Source organism: Acinetobacter sp. YH12252, assembly GCF_013417365.1.
Classification (GTDB): Bacteria; Pseudomonadota; Gammaproteobacteria; order Pseudomonadales; family Moraxellaceae; genus Acinetobacter; species Acinetobacter towneri.
Genome location: NZ_VPEA01000005.1, coordinates 31,022 through 48,035, shown reverse-complemented (window position 1 = coordinate 48,035; position 17,014 = coordinate 31,022). Strand labels below are relative to the sequence as shown.

Sequence of the window (17,014 nt, the reverse complement as noted above, 5' to 3'; positions counted from 1 at the left end):
TGCAAACTTCCCTCTTTGAAAAATGTGAGCTATATTAGCTTTGAACTAAAATATGCTCATGATAGCCTCCCCCTTTGAAAAGGTGAGCCATCTATGGCGCAAGGAGGGAGATCAAAAAAGAAAGAAACACAAACAACCCTCATCCCAAAATAATCGGGTCATTGCTCAATTCATTTTGCTGATCTAGCAGCTGGCGGTCATAAAAACCATCCAAAATTTCACCAATTTCTTTCACACCTGTTATCACTGCCTGCCTATACTGCTGCTGTGCCAAACCCTGCACAATATGCGTACAGACATCATCCCACACCTGTTGCGTGCTCGCAGTTTTAATTCCACGGTCAATCACAATTTCCACTTTACGCTCACACAAATTCAGGTACAGCAAAACGCCGCTGTTTAGTTCAGTATCCCAAACACCCAATTCTGCAAATAATTGGCGTGCACGGGTATGCGTATCTATCGCATACGCCAACCGCGAGGGTAAACAACCTTCAATCACCACCTGAATTTCACCCACATGCCCATGCTCGGCAGCAGTCACGGCTTCTGCAATGGCATGTTGATCCTGCGCATTAAAAAAACGTTTGGTGGCAGGTAAATAAAAGAAATGCTTCAGCCAACGCTTTATACTCAGACGCGCTGCAATGTCCATTTTCGGTTGAGTAATAATTTCTGTTGTATCGGTTGTTGTTACCATGATCCTGATGCTCCTCCCCCACCAAAGCCACCGCCACCACCGCTATAGCCGCCTCCTCCACCAAAACCGCCACCGCCACGTCCGCCACCACGTCCTGCAGAGGACAAGAAAATTTGGAAAATGGTCTGTGCAATAGCGGTGATAAGTAAAAAGAAAATTCCCGCGCCAATCATTAAACTGGTGATTAAGCCTGCACCATTGACCAAACCTGCCACTGTACCTGCCACGGCAGCGGTTGAAGCACTGAGGCGTTTTCCAACAATCAGAGAGCCAATTACCCCAGCAATTAAAATAAATAAAGCAGTGCTCAAGGTTTTTTCACGCGCCTGTTGTTCTTGCAGGGCTTGTTCATGGCGTTGTTTGAGTTCTTGCGCCGCCTGTGCAGCAACTTCGGGGTCTAGGTTTAAAATCCGTTCAATTTCTGCCACGCCTGCATCTATGCCTTGTGCATATTGCGCTTGTTTAAAATACGGCGTAATACGTTGGTTAATAATCCGGCTCACTACAATATCAGGCAGCACACCCTCTAAACCATACCCCGTTAAAATCTGAATACGGCGGTCATTGACCGCAATTGCCATCAACACACCATTGTCTTGCTTGGCAGAACCAAGCTGCCATTGTTCTGCGACCCGCATGGCAAAATCGAAAATATCTTCCTGCCCTGTGGTCGGTACAATCACCACCCCAATTTGCGCTTTGGCGTGTTGATGTAAATTTAAAATCCGCTGGCTGATTTGCTGTTTTTCTGCTGCAGTGAGCAAATTGGCTTGATCGACCACGGGCTGATTCAGGGTCGGCAAAGCACGGATGGATTCACCCTCTGCCATATCATTGGCAATTTTCGGTTGCTGAACGGGTGTTTCTATAGGTGCTTGCTGAGTGCTCGATGTAGAGTGGCGTGAGTTTGCAAGATCTGGGATAGGGTTGGCATTTTGAGGATGCTGTTGCTGCACAATTTTACCCAGCACCACAGCTTCGGCGGTTTCATCAGTTGCAGTGGCAACTTCACTATATACCAAGCAGCTGAAACACATAACTGCCATGAGCAGCAGCATCTGCACTAGATTTATACAGGTCTTGCTGTGCGATTGCAGCATCCAGACATCCTCCTAGGCGTTATTCAAACGAAACTTTCGGTGCTGTTTGTGCGCTTTGTTCAGCACTGAAGTTTGGTTTGGTGTCCATACCAATGACTTTTGCGGTCATCACTTGCGGGAATTGGCGTGCATAGCTGTTAAAGTCTTGCACTGTGCTGATGTAACGGTTACGCGCCACGGCAATACGGTTTTCTGTGCCTTCCAGTTGTACTTGTAACTCACGGAATTGCTCATTGGCTTTTAAGTCTGGATAATTTTCAGACACCGCAATTAAACGTGATAAAGCACTGGTCATTTGCGCCTGTGCTTCTTGATATTTCTGGAATAACGCAGGGTCTTCCAATACCGACTTATCCACTTTTAAGCCTGCGACATTGGCACGTGCCTGAGTCACTTCAGTTAATACCTGTTCTTCGTGTTTAGCATAGCCTTTGACTACATTCACCAAGTTTGGCACTAAGTCAGCACGGCGTTGATATTGGTTTTGGACTTCTGACCAAGAAGCAGTCACGGCTTCATCTTTCACTTGTAAGGTGTTATAGCCACATCCGCTTAATGTCAAAGTACTGCTTAAAGCCACTGCGAGCATGGTTTTTTTTGTGAAATTCATAAATTAACCTCTAAATTTTCTTGGTATTTGTTTGAAATGATTTCATTCTAACGTGAAATTCTGACCTGTTTGTGTATTTTGTTTAATCGAGCGAATCACCAAACTGTTTACATCAAACAATAACCTTGTACTGCAGATTGAATTGATATTGAAGTTTCAGCTCTTAAACCTTATATGAATCAGGGATGGCAATATATTCCGCAAGAAGATGAGCGGGATAAAATATCCAATAAAAAAGGACTGAATTCCTTAAAACTCAGCCCTTTTAAGATCTAAGCAAAACAAATTCGTTTAGATCTCTAAATAATCTAAAATACCTTCTGCCGCCTGACGACCTTCCCAAATTGCAGTCACGACCAAATCAGAACCACGCACCATATCGCCCCCTGCAAAAATTTTAGGGTTAGACGTTTGGAACTTAAATGTTTGCTGTTCTGCTGCAACTACACGACCTGAACCATCTACCCCAATATTGGCAGAGGCAAACCAATCTGCAGGGCTGGCACGGAAACCAAAAGCAAGCAATACCGCATCGGCAGCCAAAACTTCTTCTGAACCTGGTACAGGTTCTGGACTGCGACGACCGCGACTGTCAGGCTCACCCAATTGCGTGGTCACCACTTTGACACCAGTGACTTTACCATTTTCTCCGACAATTTCAATCGGCTGACGGTTAAATAAGAAGTTCACCCCTTCTTCACGGGCGTTGGTCACTTCACGACGTGAACCTGGCATATTGGCTTCATCACGACGATAGGCACAAGTGACTTGCTGCGCACCTTGACGAATAGAAGTACGGTTACAGTCCATGGCAGTATCACCACCACCCAGTACAATCACTTTTTTGCCTTCAACGCTAATGTAGTCTGCAGGGTCTTTTTCCCAGCCTTGGCAACGGTTGACATTGGCAATCAAGAAATCCAGCGCATCATATACGCCGTCTAAATCTTCACCAGCAAATCCACCTTTCATATAGGTATAAGTGCCCATGCCCATGAATACGGCATCGTAATCGGCAAGCAATTGTTCAATCGTGATATCTGTACCAATTTCGGTATTTAAACGGAATTCAACCCCCATACCAGAAAAAATTTCTCGGCGGCGTTTCATCACGTCTTTTTCCATTTTAAACTCTGGAATACCAAAGGTAAGCAAACCACCAATTTCAGGCCGTTTGTCAAAGACTACCGGTTTGACGCCATTACGCACCAAAATATCGGCACAGCCTAAACCTGCAGGGCCTGCACCAATAATCGCCACTTTTTTATCTGTCCATTTCACATGCGACATGTCTGGACGCCAGCCTAAGGCAAAAGCTGTATCGTTAATGTACTTTTCGGCATTGCCAATGGTGACTGCACCAAAACCATCATTTAAGGTACATGCACCTTCACACAAGCGGTCTTGTGGACAAACCCGTCCACAAACTTCAGGCAAAGTATTGGTTTGATGACACAATTCTGCTGCCTGAAAAATACGGCCTTCCGAAATTAGTTTGAGCCAGTTCGGAATATAGTTATGCACAGGGCATTTCCATTCACAGTACGGGTTACCACAGCCCAAACAACGATGGGTCTGATTGGCCGCCACTTCTGCAGTAAACGGTTTATAAATTTCCACAAACTCATTTTTGCGGACATCGAGATCTTTTTTCTCTGGATCTTGGCGTGCTACATCCAGAAATTGAAAGTCATTATGTAGGCGTTCTGCCATGTCTTTCTCCGTAGGTGGATGTGGATAACGCGACATTTACACTGGGTATAAGTCTAAAGTTATCCACATCTGCCGAATGCTGAGTCGTGGATTATTGTGGATCTGCTTGGGTGGTTTTCAACAAAGTCTGCAAGTTGGCAGCTTTTGGTTTTACCAACCAGAATTTACGGCTATAGAAATCAAACTCATGACGGATCTTATACGCCCACGCACTGCCTGTTTCGGCAATATGTTCATCTAAAATACGTCCTAAGAATGCTTTATGTTCTTCCATCGCTTCAGTCGAAATACGATTCAGCTCAATCAATTCGTGGTTGTAACGGTCTACAAAGTCATTATCCAAATCGAGTACATAAGCAAAACCACCGGTCATACCTGCACCGAAGTTATGACCCACTTTGCCCAATACCGTGACAATCCCGCCAGTCATATATTCACAGCAGTGGTCGCCTGCCCCTTCAATCACAGCGAAGGCACCTGAGTTACGCACCGCAAAGCGCTCACCTGCCGTACCTGCAGCAAATAATTTACCACCGGTTGCACCATAGAGACAGGTATTACCAATTATCGCTGTGTTTTGAGTTTGGAAAGGCGAACCTTTTGGTGGGAAGATGGAAATTCGTCCCCCCGCCATGCCTTTACCCACATAGTCATTGGCATCGCCTTCAAGTTTGATATGCAAACCACCTGCATTCCAAACACCTAAAGATTGTCCCGCAGTACCCGTAAGGTTCAATTTGACAGGATGATGTTCCATGCTCAAGTTACCATAACGACGCGCAATTTCACCTGAAATACGGGCACCAATTGAACGGTCACAGTTGCTCACATTAAAGTAATAATCGCCCCCTGTACCTGCTTCAATTGCAGGCAACATTTCTGCAATCATTTTTTCAGCCAAGATGCCTTTGTCAAACGGTGCATTGCCTTCAACCTGACAATATTGTGCTTTGCCTTCTGCCGCAGGGTGCGATTCCAACAAGGCGCTTAAATCTAAGTGCGCATGTTTTTCGGTTTCACCCGGTAAAATTTCTAGCAAGTCGGTACGACCAATCAAGTCTTTCAAGCTCGCAACACCCAGTGCAGCTAACCATTCACGGGTTTCTTCCGCAATGAAAGTGAAGAAGTTGATCAGCATTTGTGGTTCACCAATATAGTGTTCCTGACGCAAGTGATCTTGTTGAGTTGCTACCCCAGTTGCACAGTTATTTAAGTGGCAAATACGTAAGTATTTACAACCTAAGGCAATCATTGGGGTTGAACCAAAGCCAAAGCTTTCCGCACCTAAAATAGCCGCTTTCACCACATCTAAACCAGTTTTTAAGCCACCATCGGTTTGCACACGAACTTTGCCACGCAAGTCATTCACACGTAATGCCTGATGCGCCTCGCTTAAACCCAACTCCCACGGTGAACCTGCATGGTGAATAGAGGACAGTGGCGATGCTGCGGTACCGCCATCATAACCCGAGATGGTAATGAAGTCGGCATAGGCTTTAGCGACACCTGCTGCAATGGTACCCACACCCGGTTCAGACACCAGTTTGACCGATACCATGGCTTGCGGATTGACTTGCTTTAAATCGAAAATCAATTGTGACAAGTCTTCAATCGAATAAATATCGTGGTGCGGTGGTGGTGAAATCAAAGTGACACCCGGCACAGAGTAACGTAAACGGGCAATCAAGCCATTCACTTTACCACCCGGTAACTGACCACCCTCGCCTGGTTTTGCACCCTGTGCCACTTTAATCTGCAACACTTCTGCAGAGGTTAAGTAAGCAGGTGTGACCCCAAAACGTCCCGAAGCAATCTGTTTGATTTTCGAGTTACGAATCGTGCCATAACGCGCAGGGTCTTCACCGCCCTCACCTGAGTTTGAACGCCCACCAATAGTGTTCATGGCAATCGCAATCGCTTCATGCGCTTCTGGTGACAACGCACCCAAAGACATGCCCGCAGAGTCGAATCGCGGTAAAATTTGCTCAACCGATTCCACTTGATCTAAGGCAATTGAATGGTCTGTTTTTAACTTGAATAGATCACGAATGGTTGCGATTGGGCGATTATTCACGATTTCTGCATATTCTTTAAAATCTGCATAATTGCCTGAACGCACCGCTTTGTGTAAGGCATTAATCACATCTGGGTTAAAGGCATGGTATTCCTTGCCAAATACAAATTTCAGCAAACCACCCTGATCAATTGGTTTACGTGATTTCCATGCAGTGTCTGCTAGTTTTTTCTGATCATTTTCAAGGTCGGCAAAGGTAGCCCCCTGAATACGGCTTGGCACACCAATAAAGCATGTATTCACCACTTCGGCTGATAAGCCGACTGCTTCAAACAACTGACCACCACGGTAAGAGGCTACAGTTGAAATCCCCATTTTGGACAAGACTTTGAGCAAGCCTTTTTCAATGCCTTTGCGGAAATTGCTTTGTGCATAGACAGGGTCGCCCAATAACTCGCCTTTGGCAATCAAGTCATTGATCACATCATAAGCCAAATATGGATACACCGCAGTTGCACCAAAACCGAGCAATACTGCAAATTGGTGCGGATCACGGGCAAAACCTGTTTCCACAATAATGTTGGCATCGGTACGTAAACCGACTTGAATTAAGTGGTGATGCACCGCACCAGTCGCCATGACCGCATTCGCAGGCAAGTAACCTTCACAGATTTTTTTATCGGTGAGTACCAATAAAGTTTTACCCTCACGCACCGCTTGTGCAGCAGTTTCGCAAATCCGTTGAATCGCAGCTTGCAAACCTTCATTTTCAGCATAGTTCAGGTCGATGTCGGCAATTTCATAGCCTTTACGACCCAAAGTGCGAATTTGGTGCATTTTTGAATTGGTCAACACAGGACTTGAAATAATCAAGCGGTCGGCATGTTCTGGGCCTTGCTCAAATACGTTTTGTTCACGACCCAAACAGGTTTCCAAAGACATCACGATCGATTCACGCAATGGATCAATCGGTGGATTGGTCACCTGCGCAAACTGCTGACGGAAATAATCTGACACATGACGTACCTGACGTGATAATACTGCCATTGGGGTATCATCACCCATGGAACCCACAGCTTCCTGACCACTTTCTGCAATTGGACGCAATAATTGGTCACGCTCTTCAAAGGTCACCATAAACATTTTTTGTGCAGCTTTTAAGGCATCACCTTTTAGACCCTGATCACACAAATATTCTTCAAGCTCTGGGCTACCTTGTAAACGGATTGAATTTTCACGTAACCATTCACGGTAAGGACGCATTCTTTTCAGATGGTTATTTACATCCTGCGTATCGAGCACTTTGCCAGTAAAGGTATCCACCACCAAAATTTGACCAGGACCAACACGTCCTTTAGAAATTACATCTTCAGGCTCATAACCCCACACCCCAATTTCAGAAGCCAAAGTAATGTAGCCATTTTTAGTGATCACCCAACGTGCAGGACGTAAGCCATTACGGTCTAGCATACAGATGGCATGACGGCCATCCTGAATCACCAAACCTGCAGGGCCATCCCACGCTTCCATGTGTTTAGAGTTAAATTCATAGAAGGCGCGTAAATCGGCATCAATTGTTTCAACGTTCTGCCATGCAGGTGGAACCAACATGCGCAAGGCACGGAATAAATCCATTCCGCCACCCACCAGAATTTCCAGCATATTGTCTAAGCTTGAGGAGTCTGAACCTGTACGGTTTACAATTGGGTTTAGCTCTGTCAAACCTGGCAATAATGGATTTTCAAATTTAGGGGTACGTGCCATCGCCCAGTTCCGGTTGGCGGTAATGGTGTTGATTTCACCATTGTGTGCCAAATAACGGAACGGTTGCGCCAATGGCCAACGTGGTAAGGTATTAGTCGAGAAACGTTGGTGGAATACCACAATATGTGATGCCAAACGTTCATCGGCAAGGTCCGTATAGAAGTCTGCAATCGCAGCAGGCATCATCAAACCTTTATAGCTGATCACAGTTGAACATAAGGTGGTCACATAAAAATATGGATCAGCAGTCAATTGCTGCTCGGCACGACGACGTGCCAAGAATAATTTACGGTTAAATTCAACCTCAGTCACACCCAATGGGCAATTGACAATAATTTGCTCAAAAGCAGGCAAAGACTGCATGGCGATTTCGCCCAATGCCTCATTATTGGTTGGCACCACACGCCAAGCCAATACTTTACAGCCTTCTGCTTCAATTTCTTTGGTCAGGATATTTTTTGCATGCGCCGCTAAGGCAGGGTCGAGGTTCAGAAATACTGTACCCACTGCAAAAATTTCGCTCAGAGTAATGTCACTTAAGCGTTTTGCTTCTTCGCGGAAAAATTGCTTTGGCATCGCCAACAGCAAACCACATCCATCGCCCGTTTTACCGTCTGCGGCAATACCACCACGGTGGGTCATGCAACTTAAACTATGAATGGCAGTCTTGACGAGATCATGGCTTGCATCACCCTGCATATGGGCAATTAAACCGAAACCACAGTTATCTTTAAACTCATCCGGTTGGTATAAACCTTGAGCGGGAGCTACAGTATTAGGCGATGGCATGTGCATAGCGTACCCTTCTTTTACTTGCCCAATTGGGCCAATTAAACAATCTGTTTTTGCGATTTAACTCAATTTACAACTCTAAACATCAAGCTTGGGTAAATGAAATGTCACACATTTATTTCAATCAATACCGATTAAAAAGCCTGAGTGACCGATTCATCATTTACGCAACTTTTACACTTTAATGTAGCAGGCAAATTTGACAGTTTCGCACAATCATTGAATCTTTTTTGCGCCAAAATAGGGACAACAACTCAATTCACGCACCAATAAAAGCAAAAACAATGCCAACTTTATTTTTTATTCGCACATGAGCCAAATCTCAGCTTTAACCCTAAAAATGTAAAATCAGATCACATTTTTAAGTCAAATTCGCACTATTTTTGTGCATTTCATTATTTTTATACACCATGCTGCGCCATTTTAGAACGCATTTTTTAGTGAGAAGAATAATTTTTTTAGATCAAATTGGTGCAATTGAGCCAAAATAGCTCAATGCAAATAACAGACAAAAAGGATAAAGCTCAAGTAGCTATTTGAATGACTCGACTTGAGCTAAAAAGCGTATTGGAAGTGTTTATGATTAGTTAAAAGGATCACGTACTTCAGGTTCAGGTGCATCTGGCTGAGTTGGTGCTGTACCACTTTGTGATTTTTGTACATCAACGACATTACCCTCCTGATCACGGCGGGTAATTGTAGTGCTGGTGGTACTATTTTGCGGTGCAACAGCCTGCATAGTCGGTGCAGTCGTTGTGGTTGCAGGTGGACGTGCCAAAGCACTTTCATCTATTTTAGGCACAGCTGCTGGACGTAAATTTACCGCATATAACTTGGTGCTCAGTCCCATTTCATCTGCCCCTAAGTCATTGACATAAGGACGATAGTCAGCAAATTGCACCACAACAGGCTGAATCGTTTCAGGAAATTTGAATGGCAGTGCGGTCAAGGTTTGTGCGGCTTCGCGTTTATTGCCAAAACTGCCGTATAACATCACATATTGTTCAGCCTGCCCCTCACCGCTTAAACGGATATAAAACAGCTTGCTTCGATCTGTTTGCTTTTTAATAAAACTTTTAATGATGTTTTCATCATTGACCCGAAACAGTTCAATCGTGCTATTATTTTTTTGTTCCTGAATAAATTTAGTACCGCGAAACTCAGCCTCATGCAAACCAGAAGCCGTTAAACGCGTGGTGAGTTCCAAAGGTCTGACTTCTTCTTGCAAGCCACCCAAATAGGTGGTTGCAGCAACCTTCTCGGGTTGAATTTGTAATTCAATTTCAGACTCTGGTTGTTTTTCAATTTCAACCAGTTCTTCACGGTCTGTCACCGCCCAAAAAATCAGTGCCGCCAATAAACACAGCACCGCGCCCAGCAACCAAATTGACTGTTGAATTTTTTGCCAGTGTGTACGCAGTGCTGTCATATGCTGCCTTTTATGCTTGATTGGCTAAAATCGCCTGTTTCATCAATTCTAAGTCAAACTCTTTGGTGATGATGGCTTGACCCAATTGCTTCATGAGCACCAAACGTAATTGACCATTCAGCACTTTTTTATCGTGTGCCATATAAGCCAAAAACTGATCCAGTGGAATTTGCGGACATACTATCGGTAAATTGGCGCGAGAAATGATATTTTTTGTACGCTCTACATCTTCGGCAGAAATCCAGCCCATACGCTGTGATAAATCGGCTGCCATTACCATCCCTGTCGCAACAGCTTCACCGTGTAACCATTCACCATAACCCAAATAAGATTCAATTGCGTGCCCAAAAGTATGCCCAAGATTCAATAAAGCGCGTTCACCTTGCTCTTTTTCATCATTGGCAACAATACGCGCTTTATGTGCACATGAACGATATACCGCTTCTGCCAGTACAGCAGGATCACGCGCCACTAATGCTTCCATGTGCGTTTCAAGCCATTCTAGAAACTCGACATCACCCAAAAGCGCATATTTAATGACTTCGGCTAGGCCTGCAGACAACTCACGCTCAGGTAAAGTATTCAGTTGCGACATATCTGCCAACACCACTTGGGGCTGCTGAAATGCACCAATCATGTTTTTACCCAGCGGATGATTAATCCCTGTTTTGCCACCGACACTGGAATCGACTTGTGACAGTAAAGTAGTTGGTACTTGAACGAAGTACACCCCACGCTGAAAGCTTGCCGAAGCAAAACCTGCCATATCTCCAATCACGCCACCGCCCAAAGCCAGCACCGTACAATCACGGTTAAAACCAGCTTCCAGCAAGGCATCAAAAATAAGGGTGAGATGCTGAATATCTTTGTATTTTTCTCCATCAGGCAAAATACAGGTTGCCACTTTCTTGCCCAGTGCTTCAACAGCCGTCACATAGTGATTTAAATACAAAGGTGCAACCGTGGTATTGGTCACAATCATGACTTGCTGACCTTTAATATAAGGTGCAAGTAATTCTTGGGGCTGAAGATCACTGCCAATAAAAATTGGGTAACGGCGATCGCCAAGTTCAACGTGTAAAGTCTGCATGAAAAAGTCGCTTTCTACCTAAGATATTTGCTATGAAACAATCGTATTTAAGATTTTTTGCGCCAAATCACGCGCAGCACCCTGATTGGTTTCAATAATATAATGTGCCACCTCACGATACAACGGATCACGCACTGCAAGCAAATCACGTAATCTTTGTTCGGGGTTTTCGACTTGAAGTAAAGGACGGTTTTTATCGCGATAGGTTCGCTGAAGTTGAATTTCGACAGGGGTATATAGATAAACAACAATACCACGTTGTTTTAAGAAGTCTCGATTCGGGGCTTGAGTCACCGCACCGCCACCTGTAGCAAGTACAAGTTTATGCCGTGTGGTTAACTCATCAATAACCGCTGTTTCACGACTACGAAACCCTTGTTCACCTTCTTTTTCAAAGATCCAAGGAATCGTAGCGCCAGTTTTGCGTTCAATTTCATGATCACTATCTAGAAATTCACGCCCTAACAATTCCGCCAAATGGCGTCCTACAGTGGTCTTGCCTGCCCCCATCGGCCCTACCAAATAGATATTTGGTAGGGTGTCAAACTCTTTGCTTAGCAAGGAGTCACCTATAAATTTTGTTTAAATTGAAAATATATTAATGATTTCTTGAAACACTGTCATTAACAATTCGTGGTGTAACAAAAATCAGCAACTCACGTTTGTTGTCCGACTTGATATCTTTACGGAATAAACGTCCGATATAAGGAATATCGCCCAAGAATGGAACTTTGGTTTGTGAGTTAGCCGTTTGTTGCTCAAAAATACCACCCAAGACCACAGTTTCACCATTATCCACCAAAACGTTGGTATTCACGGCGTTCTTATTAATGGTGAGCTGACCTGTAGGTGTTGGTGCACCTGGCGAGTCACTGGTGATATTTAATTGCATTTGGACTTTACCGTCAGGCGTAATACTTGGGGTCACATCCAAACTTAAAGTCGCATCAATGAATTCTGTGGTAGATACGGCATTGACACCACCACCTTCAGAAGATTGATACGGAATTTGCGTACCCGATGCCACTTTGGCATTTTGCTTATCTGCAGTCAGGACTTTTGGTGTCGAAATCACTTCACCGTAACCATCTGCTTGTAATGCAGACAACTCCAAATCGAGCATAAAGTCAGACAAGCTGATTAAACCAAATGCAATACGGCTAGCACCAGCACTGGTCACACCCAAATCGACATTCAGGTTTTGTGGACGTTCAATTTCGTACTTCCAACCACCCGTATCACTATCTTTTTCTGGTTCACGCAAGTTCCACAAAGTCGTATCGCTACCACCCACCAACAAGTGGTTATTATTGGTAATCCCTTGTGACAAGATGCCCCACTTCACCCCCATTTCCTTGGTGAAATCTGTGGTTGCACGAACAATACGTGCTTCAATCATCACCTGCTTCACAGACACATCTAGCAAATCAATCATTTGACGAATCTGATCAATTTTTGCCGATGTATCGTTGATGATTAAGGTATTGGTACGTGGATCTACCGACACTGTACCGCGTGGACTCAACAAGCTACCAACGCTATCGCCTAATGGGTCTGCACCTGAGCCTGTATTTGAACCAGTACGTGAATTTGAAGCATTTTTGCCTTCAGTAATCAACTTTTCAATGTCTGCCGCTTTGGCATAATTCAATTGAATATATTCAGTTTGAAGTGGTGCCAATTTGACACTTTGCGCAATCGCTTTGGCTTCTTCTTCTTCAGCTTTAATCAATTCAGAAACAGGCGCAATCCAGATTACGTTGCCATTACGACGCTTATCTAAGTTTTTGGTTTTCAGGATAATGTCTAACGCCTGATCCCAAGGTACATCTTTTAAACGTAAGGTAATGTTGCCTTGCACGGTGTCTGCCGCCACCATATTAATGCCTGTAAAATCGGCCAATAACTGCAATACACGACGCACTTCGATGTCTTGGAAATCTAGTGAAATCTTTTTGCCTGTATAGCTTTGAGCTGCACGTGGTTTAAACGGGTTTTTATCGACAGGGCGTTTTAAGCTGATGGTTAGCTTGTCTTCTGCCTGATATGCCATATATTCATAGCTGCCCGCAGCCTGAATGGTAATCACGCCATTGCTGCCATCATTGTGTGCATCAATGGTCGACACAGGTGTTGCAAAATCATTTACATTTAAACGGCGTGCCAAATGTGTTGGTACTTTATTGCCTAAAGTACGCACCACAATTTTGCTGCCTTGCTGCTGCACATCTACAGGCGTATTGCTACCGAGTAGATCAATCACCACCTGACCTTCGCCTTCACCGCCACGCTGGAAACCAATATTGGATACACCTTGCGCACTACGTTGGGCAGTCACGGCAGCCACAGGGGTTGCCGTTGTTGAGTTGATTTTTAAAATAAAGGTGTTGCCTTCAACACGCGTGGTAAATGCGCCCGCATCGGCCAAGTTCACAGTTAAACGTGAACGCTGTGCATCTGAGCTCACCTCTACAGAGCTGGCTTCTTTGGTTGCGACTGCAACGCTGTTTTGCTTCAGCGTTTGTTGCGCTTTATCAAAATCTAAAATCAAGCGGGAAGGTTGTTCCAGCTGATATGCTGCAGGTTGAGGTGGCAAACCATTAAACATGACACGAATTTCGGTGCCCTGTCCCGGAATTTGCATGGGTACGATGTTGGTAATGCTGACTTGGGCATTGGCAACTTGCATCACTGCCATTGCGACTGCGCCTATTGAAAACTGACGGAACAAATTGTTCATTGTATTACCATCCCCAAAAATAAAATCTTTCACACTGTTATTCATTTTTATTCCTTTAATTTATGGCGCAGGCCCAATTAAAACTAAACTTCTTGGACGTTCTACATAACCTTCACGACCATCTGGAATAATTTCGATTAAATCAATTTGTGTAGGTGTAATATTCACCACACGACCATGATTTACCCCCATATAGCTACCACGCTGGATACGCTCAATTTCACCATCAGGTGTTTGAATCAATGCCAAAATTTGACCATTTTGACGCATACTGCCTTTCATGGTCAGTGACTCAAGTGCGTAATTTTCCAGTGGTTGTAACTGGCGAGCAAGGTTCGGATAAACACGCTTCCCTGCCATAATTTTAAGCTCTGCCGCCAATGAACTTGGCATAAATGGGCTTTTGAGCTGGTGTGCTGCATAGTTAAAGGTTGGTGCAGGCTCAAACACAGGTGCAGGTTCAATGGGTAGTGGTGGCTGATTACGAATTTCAGCCATTTGTGCATTGACTGCATCAATCCGTGAATCACATCCCACCATCAACAAAGTTACCATCAGAGCCAACGAAAGCTTTTCAATTTTCATTATTTCGCTCCTCCAGCATTACCCGCGGTTTGTGCATCTGCACTGCCGACATAACGATAAGTTTTTGCTTGTGCTTTATAGGTCACTTGCGGAATATCGGTTTTCTTGTCTTTATTTTCAGTCGCCACAATTTCAAAGTCGTGCATGGTCACAATACGTGGCAATGCTGCTGTACCGCTTACGAATGAACCAAAGGCATGATAATCGCCTGTCGCTTCAATTGAAATTGGCTGTTCAATAAAGAACTCTTGTTTAATTTCGTTCTCTAAACGAATGTTTTTAAACTTCAAACCTGAATTCACGCCTGTGACGTTAATATCTTCAACTAAACCTGGAATTTCAGTTTCTTTTGGCAATTGTTCAAGTTGTTGGTTAAAGTTCGCTTCCATTTCTTGTAATTGCGCTTGGTATTGCTGCAAATTACGCAATTTAGAATCTTTTTCACGGAACTCATTTAACAAGTTTTGTTCTTGTGTATGTGCTGCTGCAATGGCATCTAACTTTGGCTTGATTACGACAAAGTAACCTAAAGCTAGAATCAGGAAAATAATAAAAATCCAGCAGGTAATTTTGACCGAAAGTGGCCAAGCACCATAATTGTTAGGATCTAGGGTATTGAACTGTTGAAAAAACTTTTCAACTGTCATTTTCTTTTTCGGAGCAACAGCAGCATCCTGATTTACTTCATCAAATTCATCGAGACTCATTGTGCTGCCCCCGCTGCTGATGTTGAATTAGATTCTGTTGGTGTTACTGGAATTGCAATTTCTTCTAAATCTGAAGTTACTACAAAAGTACCGTAACTTTCCTCTACACGAGGAACCACAGAGCTTGGTGCTTTATCTTTATTTTCTTCTTTGGCTAAGAATGAATTCATAAATGCATTGCGATACCACGGCGATGCTTCCAAATTACGCAAGAATTCAGCCACAGTATTTGGACTTTCAGCCTTGCCTTCAAAAGTGAATTTATTGCCTGTACGGCTCACTTTGGTTAAGTACATATTGCTTGGTGTCACACGCACCAATTCATCCACCAAACGCACGGCAATTGGACGCTGACTTTGTAAGCCCTGAATAAGCTTCATGCGCTCAACAATAGCATTACGCTGTTCTTGCAAGCCTTCTAAAGATTTTAATTGTACATCTAGGTTTTGGTTGGTACTGATCACCAATTGATTGGCTTGTTCTTGATCTTGTAACTTCGCGTTGTAGAAGAACCACGCCAAAGCCACCAATAACACCCCAACAGCAGCCGCTGCAATACAAAATACAATAAATTCTTTTTTACGTTTTTCTCTTAGCTCATCGCGCCAAGGGAGTAAGTTAATCTTTGCCATTAATCAAAACTCCTCATTGCTAAACCACATGCCACCATCAATGACGGCGCATCACTTTCAATTCTTTTAATGTCGATTTGTGGAGAGAAGCCCATTTGTAAGAATGGATTGGCAATGGTCACACGGTAGCCCAGTTTTTGCTGCAACAACTTCGCAAGACCTGGAATATTGGCATTCCCCCCTGCCAATAAAATGTGATCAATTTCGTTAAATTGTGAAGATGAGAAAAAAAACTGCAATGAACGTGCAGCTTGTTGCACCACCGCTTCTAAGAACGGTTCGAGCACTTCTACATCGTAGTCATCTGGCAAAGTACGGCTTTTTTTCGCACGCCCTGCTTCTTCATACGACAAACCATAACGGTTTTGAATTTCTTGTGTCAGCTGCTTACCGCCAAAGGTTTGCTCGCGGGTATAAATAATTTTGTTATTTTGCAGTACCGACAAGGTGGTCATGGTATGACCAATATCCAAAATACCAATGGTGTTCACACCCATTGGCAGGGTATCGGAGAACACTTTAAAGGCATTTTCGATGGCAAAACTTTCGACATCGGCAATTTTGGCTGTCAAGCCGCCCAACTCCAATGCTTCTACTCGTGCTTCTACGTTTTCTAAACGTGTTGCAACCAGTAATACATTGACGCGGTTTGGATTGGCTAAACGGTCTGGTTGGACTTCAAAGTCTAGGCTGACTTCATCTAATGGGAATGGAATATATTGCTCGGCGTCCATACGAATTTGAACTTCACGCTCATCGCTAGTCATATCTGCATCCATTTCAATGATTTTGGTAATCACCATTGAGGTTGGAATTGCTAATGCTGCAGATGTAGATTGCGTGTTTGCTAAGTTCAATGCACGTTCAAGCGCATCCCCGACTGCTTCTGGATTGAGAATGTTTTTTTCAACCACACTGCCTTCTGGAAGTGGGACCAGCGCATAGCTCTCGACCCAGTATCTACCATTCTTAACAGAGAGTTCTAATAACTTAACAGAAGTAGAACTAATATCTACACCTATTAACCCCTTACTTGGCTTACGATATAACCTACGCACAATAGTACCATTCCTATTATTTTTTTATCCCCAAAAAAATTTAACCTACTAATCCGCGCTGGTCTATAATTTTTTACGGA

At 43.9% G+C, this 17,014-nt stretch carries 13 protein-coding genes; all 13 read right to left on the bottom strand.

The genetic code is table 11. The annotated features are described in order from the left end of the window. Positions 1-139 precede the first annotated feature (139 nt). Positions 140-700 (bottom strand): TPM domain-containing protein, encoded by a 561-nt coding sequence (locus tag FTV28_RS06510; protein WP_179989783.1) that lies wholly within the window; start codon positions 698-700, stop codon positions 140-142. Further along, positions 694-1,800: a YgcG family protein gene (locus FTV28_RS06505; protein WP_179989781.1), complete on the bottom strand. Its 1,107-nt coding sequence runs from the start codon at positions 1,798-1,800 to the stop codon at positions 694-696. The genes FTV28_RS06510 and FTV28_RS06505 overlap by 7 nt, the downstream gene beginning before the upstream one ends. A gap of 19 nt (positions 1,801-1,819) precedes the next feature. Continuing rightward, the gene (locus FTV28_RS06500) at positions 1,820-2,410 is read right to left on the bottom strand and encodes a LemA family protein (protein WP_179989779.1); all 591 of its coding nucleotides are present in this window, start codon (positions 2,408-2,410) and stop codon (positions 1,820-1,822) included. Positions 2,411-2,701: 291 nt separating this feature from the next. After that, positions 2,702-4,123 carry an FAD-dependent oxidoreductase gene (locus FTV28_RS06495; RefSeq protein ID WP_179989777.1) on the bottom strand — a complete coding sequence of 474 codons (1,422 nt, stop codon included), beginning with the start codon at positions 4,121-4,123 and terminating at the stop codon, positions 2,702-2,704. 91 nt (positions 4,124-4,214) lie between these two features. Continuing rightward, on the bottom strand, positions 4,215-8,690 hold the full coding sequence (gltB, locus tag FTV28_RS06490; RefSeq protein ID WP_179989775.1) for a glutamate synthase large subunit: 4,476 nt from the start codon (positions 8,688-8,690) through the stop codon (positions 4,215-4,217). 586 nt (positions 8,691-9,276) lie between these two features. Next, on the bottom strand, positions 9,277-10,122 hold the full coding sequence (locus tag FTV28_RS06485; protein ID WP_179989773.1) for a hypothetical protein: 846 nt from the start codon (positions 10,120-10,122) through the stop codon (positions 9,277-9,279). Between the two features lie 10 nt (positions 10,123-10,132). After that, the gene (aroB, locus tag FTV28_RS06480) at positions 10,133-11,212 is read right to left on the bottom strand and encodes a 3-dehydroquinate synthase (RefSeq protein WP_104852647.1); all 1,080 of its coding nucleotides are present in this window, start codon (positions 11,210-11,212) and stop codon (positions 10,133-10,135) included. A gap of 30 nt (positions 11,213-11,242) precedes the next feature. After that, entirely contained in the window at positions 11,243-11,773 is a 531-nt protein-coding gene (gene aroK, locus FTV28_RS06475) for a shikimate kinase AroK (RefSeq protein ID WP_104852648.1), read from the bottom strand. A gap of 37 nt (positions 11,774-11,810) precedes the next feature. After that, entirely contained in the window at positions 11,811-13,952 is a 2,142-nt protein-coding gene (locus tag FTV28_RS06470; RefSeq protein WP_179989926.1) for a type IV pilus secretin PilQ, read from the bottom strand. A gap of 60 nt (positions 13,953-14,012) precedes the next feature. Continuing rightward, positions 14,013-14,537, bottom strand: coding sequence for a pilus assembly protein PilP (locus FTV28_RS06465; protein WP_004974465.1), 525 nt, complete (start codon positions 14,535-14,537; stop codon positions 14,013-14,015). Then, complete coding sequence (locus FTV28_RS06460; protein WP_004974463.1) at positions 14,537-15,244, bottom strand: type 4a pilus biogenesis protein PilO; 708 nt, start codon at positions 15,242-15,244, stop codon at positions 14,537-14,539. Before FTV28_RS06460 ends, FTV28_RS06465 begins: the two co-directional genes overlap by 1 nt. Then, positions 15,241-15,876, bottom strand: coding sequence for a PilN domain-containing protein (locus FTV28_RS06455; RefSeq protein ID WP_004974461.1), 636 nt, complete (start codon positions 15,874-15,876; stop codon positions 15,241-15,243). The genes FTV28_RS06460 and FTV28_RS06455 overlap by 4 nt, the downstream gene beginning before the upstream one ends. Beyond that, a complete protein-coding gene (locus tag FTV28_RS06450) occupies positions 15,876-16,934 on the bottom strand; it encodes a pilus assembly protein PilM (RefSeq protein WP_004974460.1) in 1,059 nt (352 codons plus the stop codon). Before FTV28_RS06450 ends, FTV28_RS06455 begins: the two co-directional genes overlap by 1 nt. Between the last annotated feature and the right edge of the window lie 80 nt (positions 16,935-17,014).

What these genes read in the sequence shown, in the direction of transcription:
- FTV28_RS06510 (WP_179989783.1), bottom strand. Translation starts at nt 700, where the DNA reads ATGGTAACAACAACCGATACAACAGAAATTATTACTCAACCGAAAATG.
- FTV28_RS06505 (WP_179989781.1), bottom strand. Translation starts at nt 1,800, where the DNA reads ATGCTGCAATCGCACAGCAAGACCTGTATAAATCTAGTGCAGATGCTG.
- FTV28_RS06500 (WP_179989779.1), bottom strand. Translation starts at nt 2,410, where the DNA reads ATGAATTTCACAAAAAAAACCATGCTCGCAGTGGCTTTAAGCAGTACT.
- FTV28_RS06495 (WP_179989777.1), bottom strand. Translation starts at nt 4,123, where the DNA reads ATGGCAGAACGCCTACATAATGACTTTCAATTTCTGGATGTAGCACGC.
- gltB (WP_179989775.1), bottom strand. Translation starts at nt 8,690, where the DNA reads ATGCCATCGCCTAATACTGTAGCTCCCGCTCAAGGTTTATACCAACCG.
- FTV28_RS06485 (WP_179989773.1), bottom strand. Translation starts at nt 10,122, where the DNA reads ATGACAGCACTGCGTACACACTGGCAAAAAATTCAACAGTCAATTTGG.
- aroB (WP_104852647.1), bottom strand. Translation starts at nt 11,212, where the DNA reads ATGCAGACTTTACACGTTGAACTTGGCGATCGCCGTTACCCAATTTTT.
- FTV28_RS06470 (WP_179989926.1), bottom strand. Translation starts at nt 13,952, where the DNA reads ATGAACAATTTGTTCCGTCAGTTTTCAATAGGCGCAGTCGCAATGGCA.
- FTV28_RS06465 (WP_004974465.1), bottom strand. Translation starts at nt 14,537, where the DNA reads ATGAAAATTGAAAAGCTTTCGTTGGCTCTGATGGTAACTTTGTTGATG.
- FTV28_RS06460 (WP_004974463.1), bottom strand. Translation starts at nt 15,244, where the DNA reads ATGAGTCTCGATGAATTTGATGAAGTAAATCAGGATGCTGCTGTTGCT.
- FTV28_RS06455 (WP_004974461.1), bottom strand. Translation starts at nt 15,876, where the DNA reads ATGGCAAAGATTAACTTACTCCCTTGGCGCGATGAGCTAAGAGAAAAA.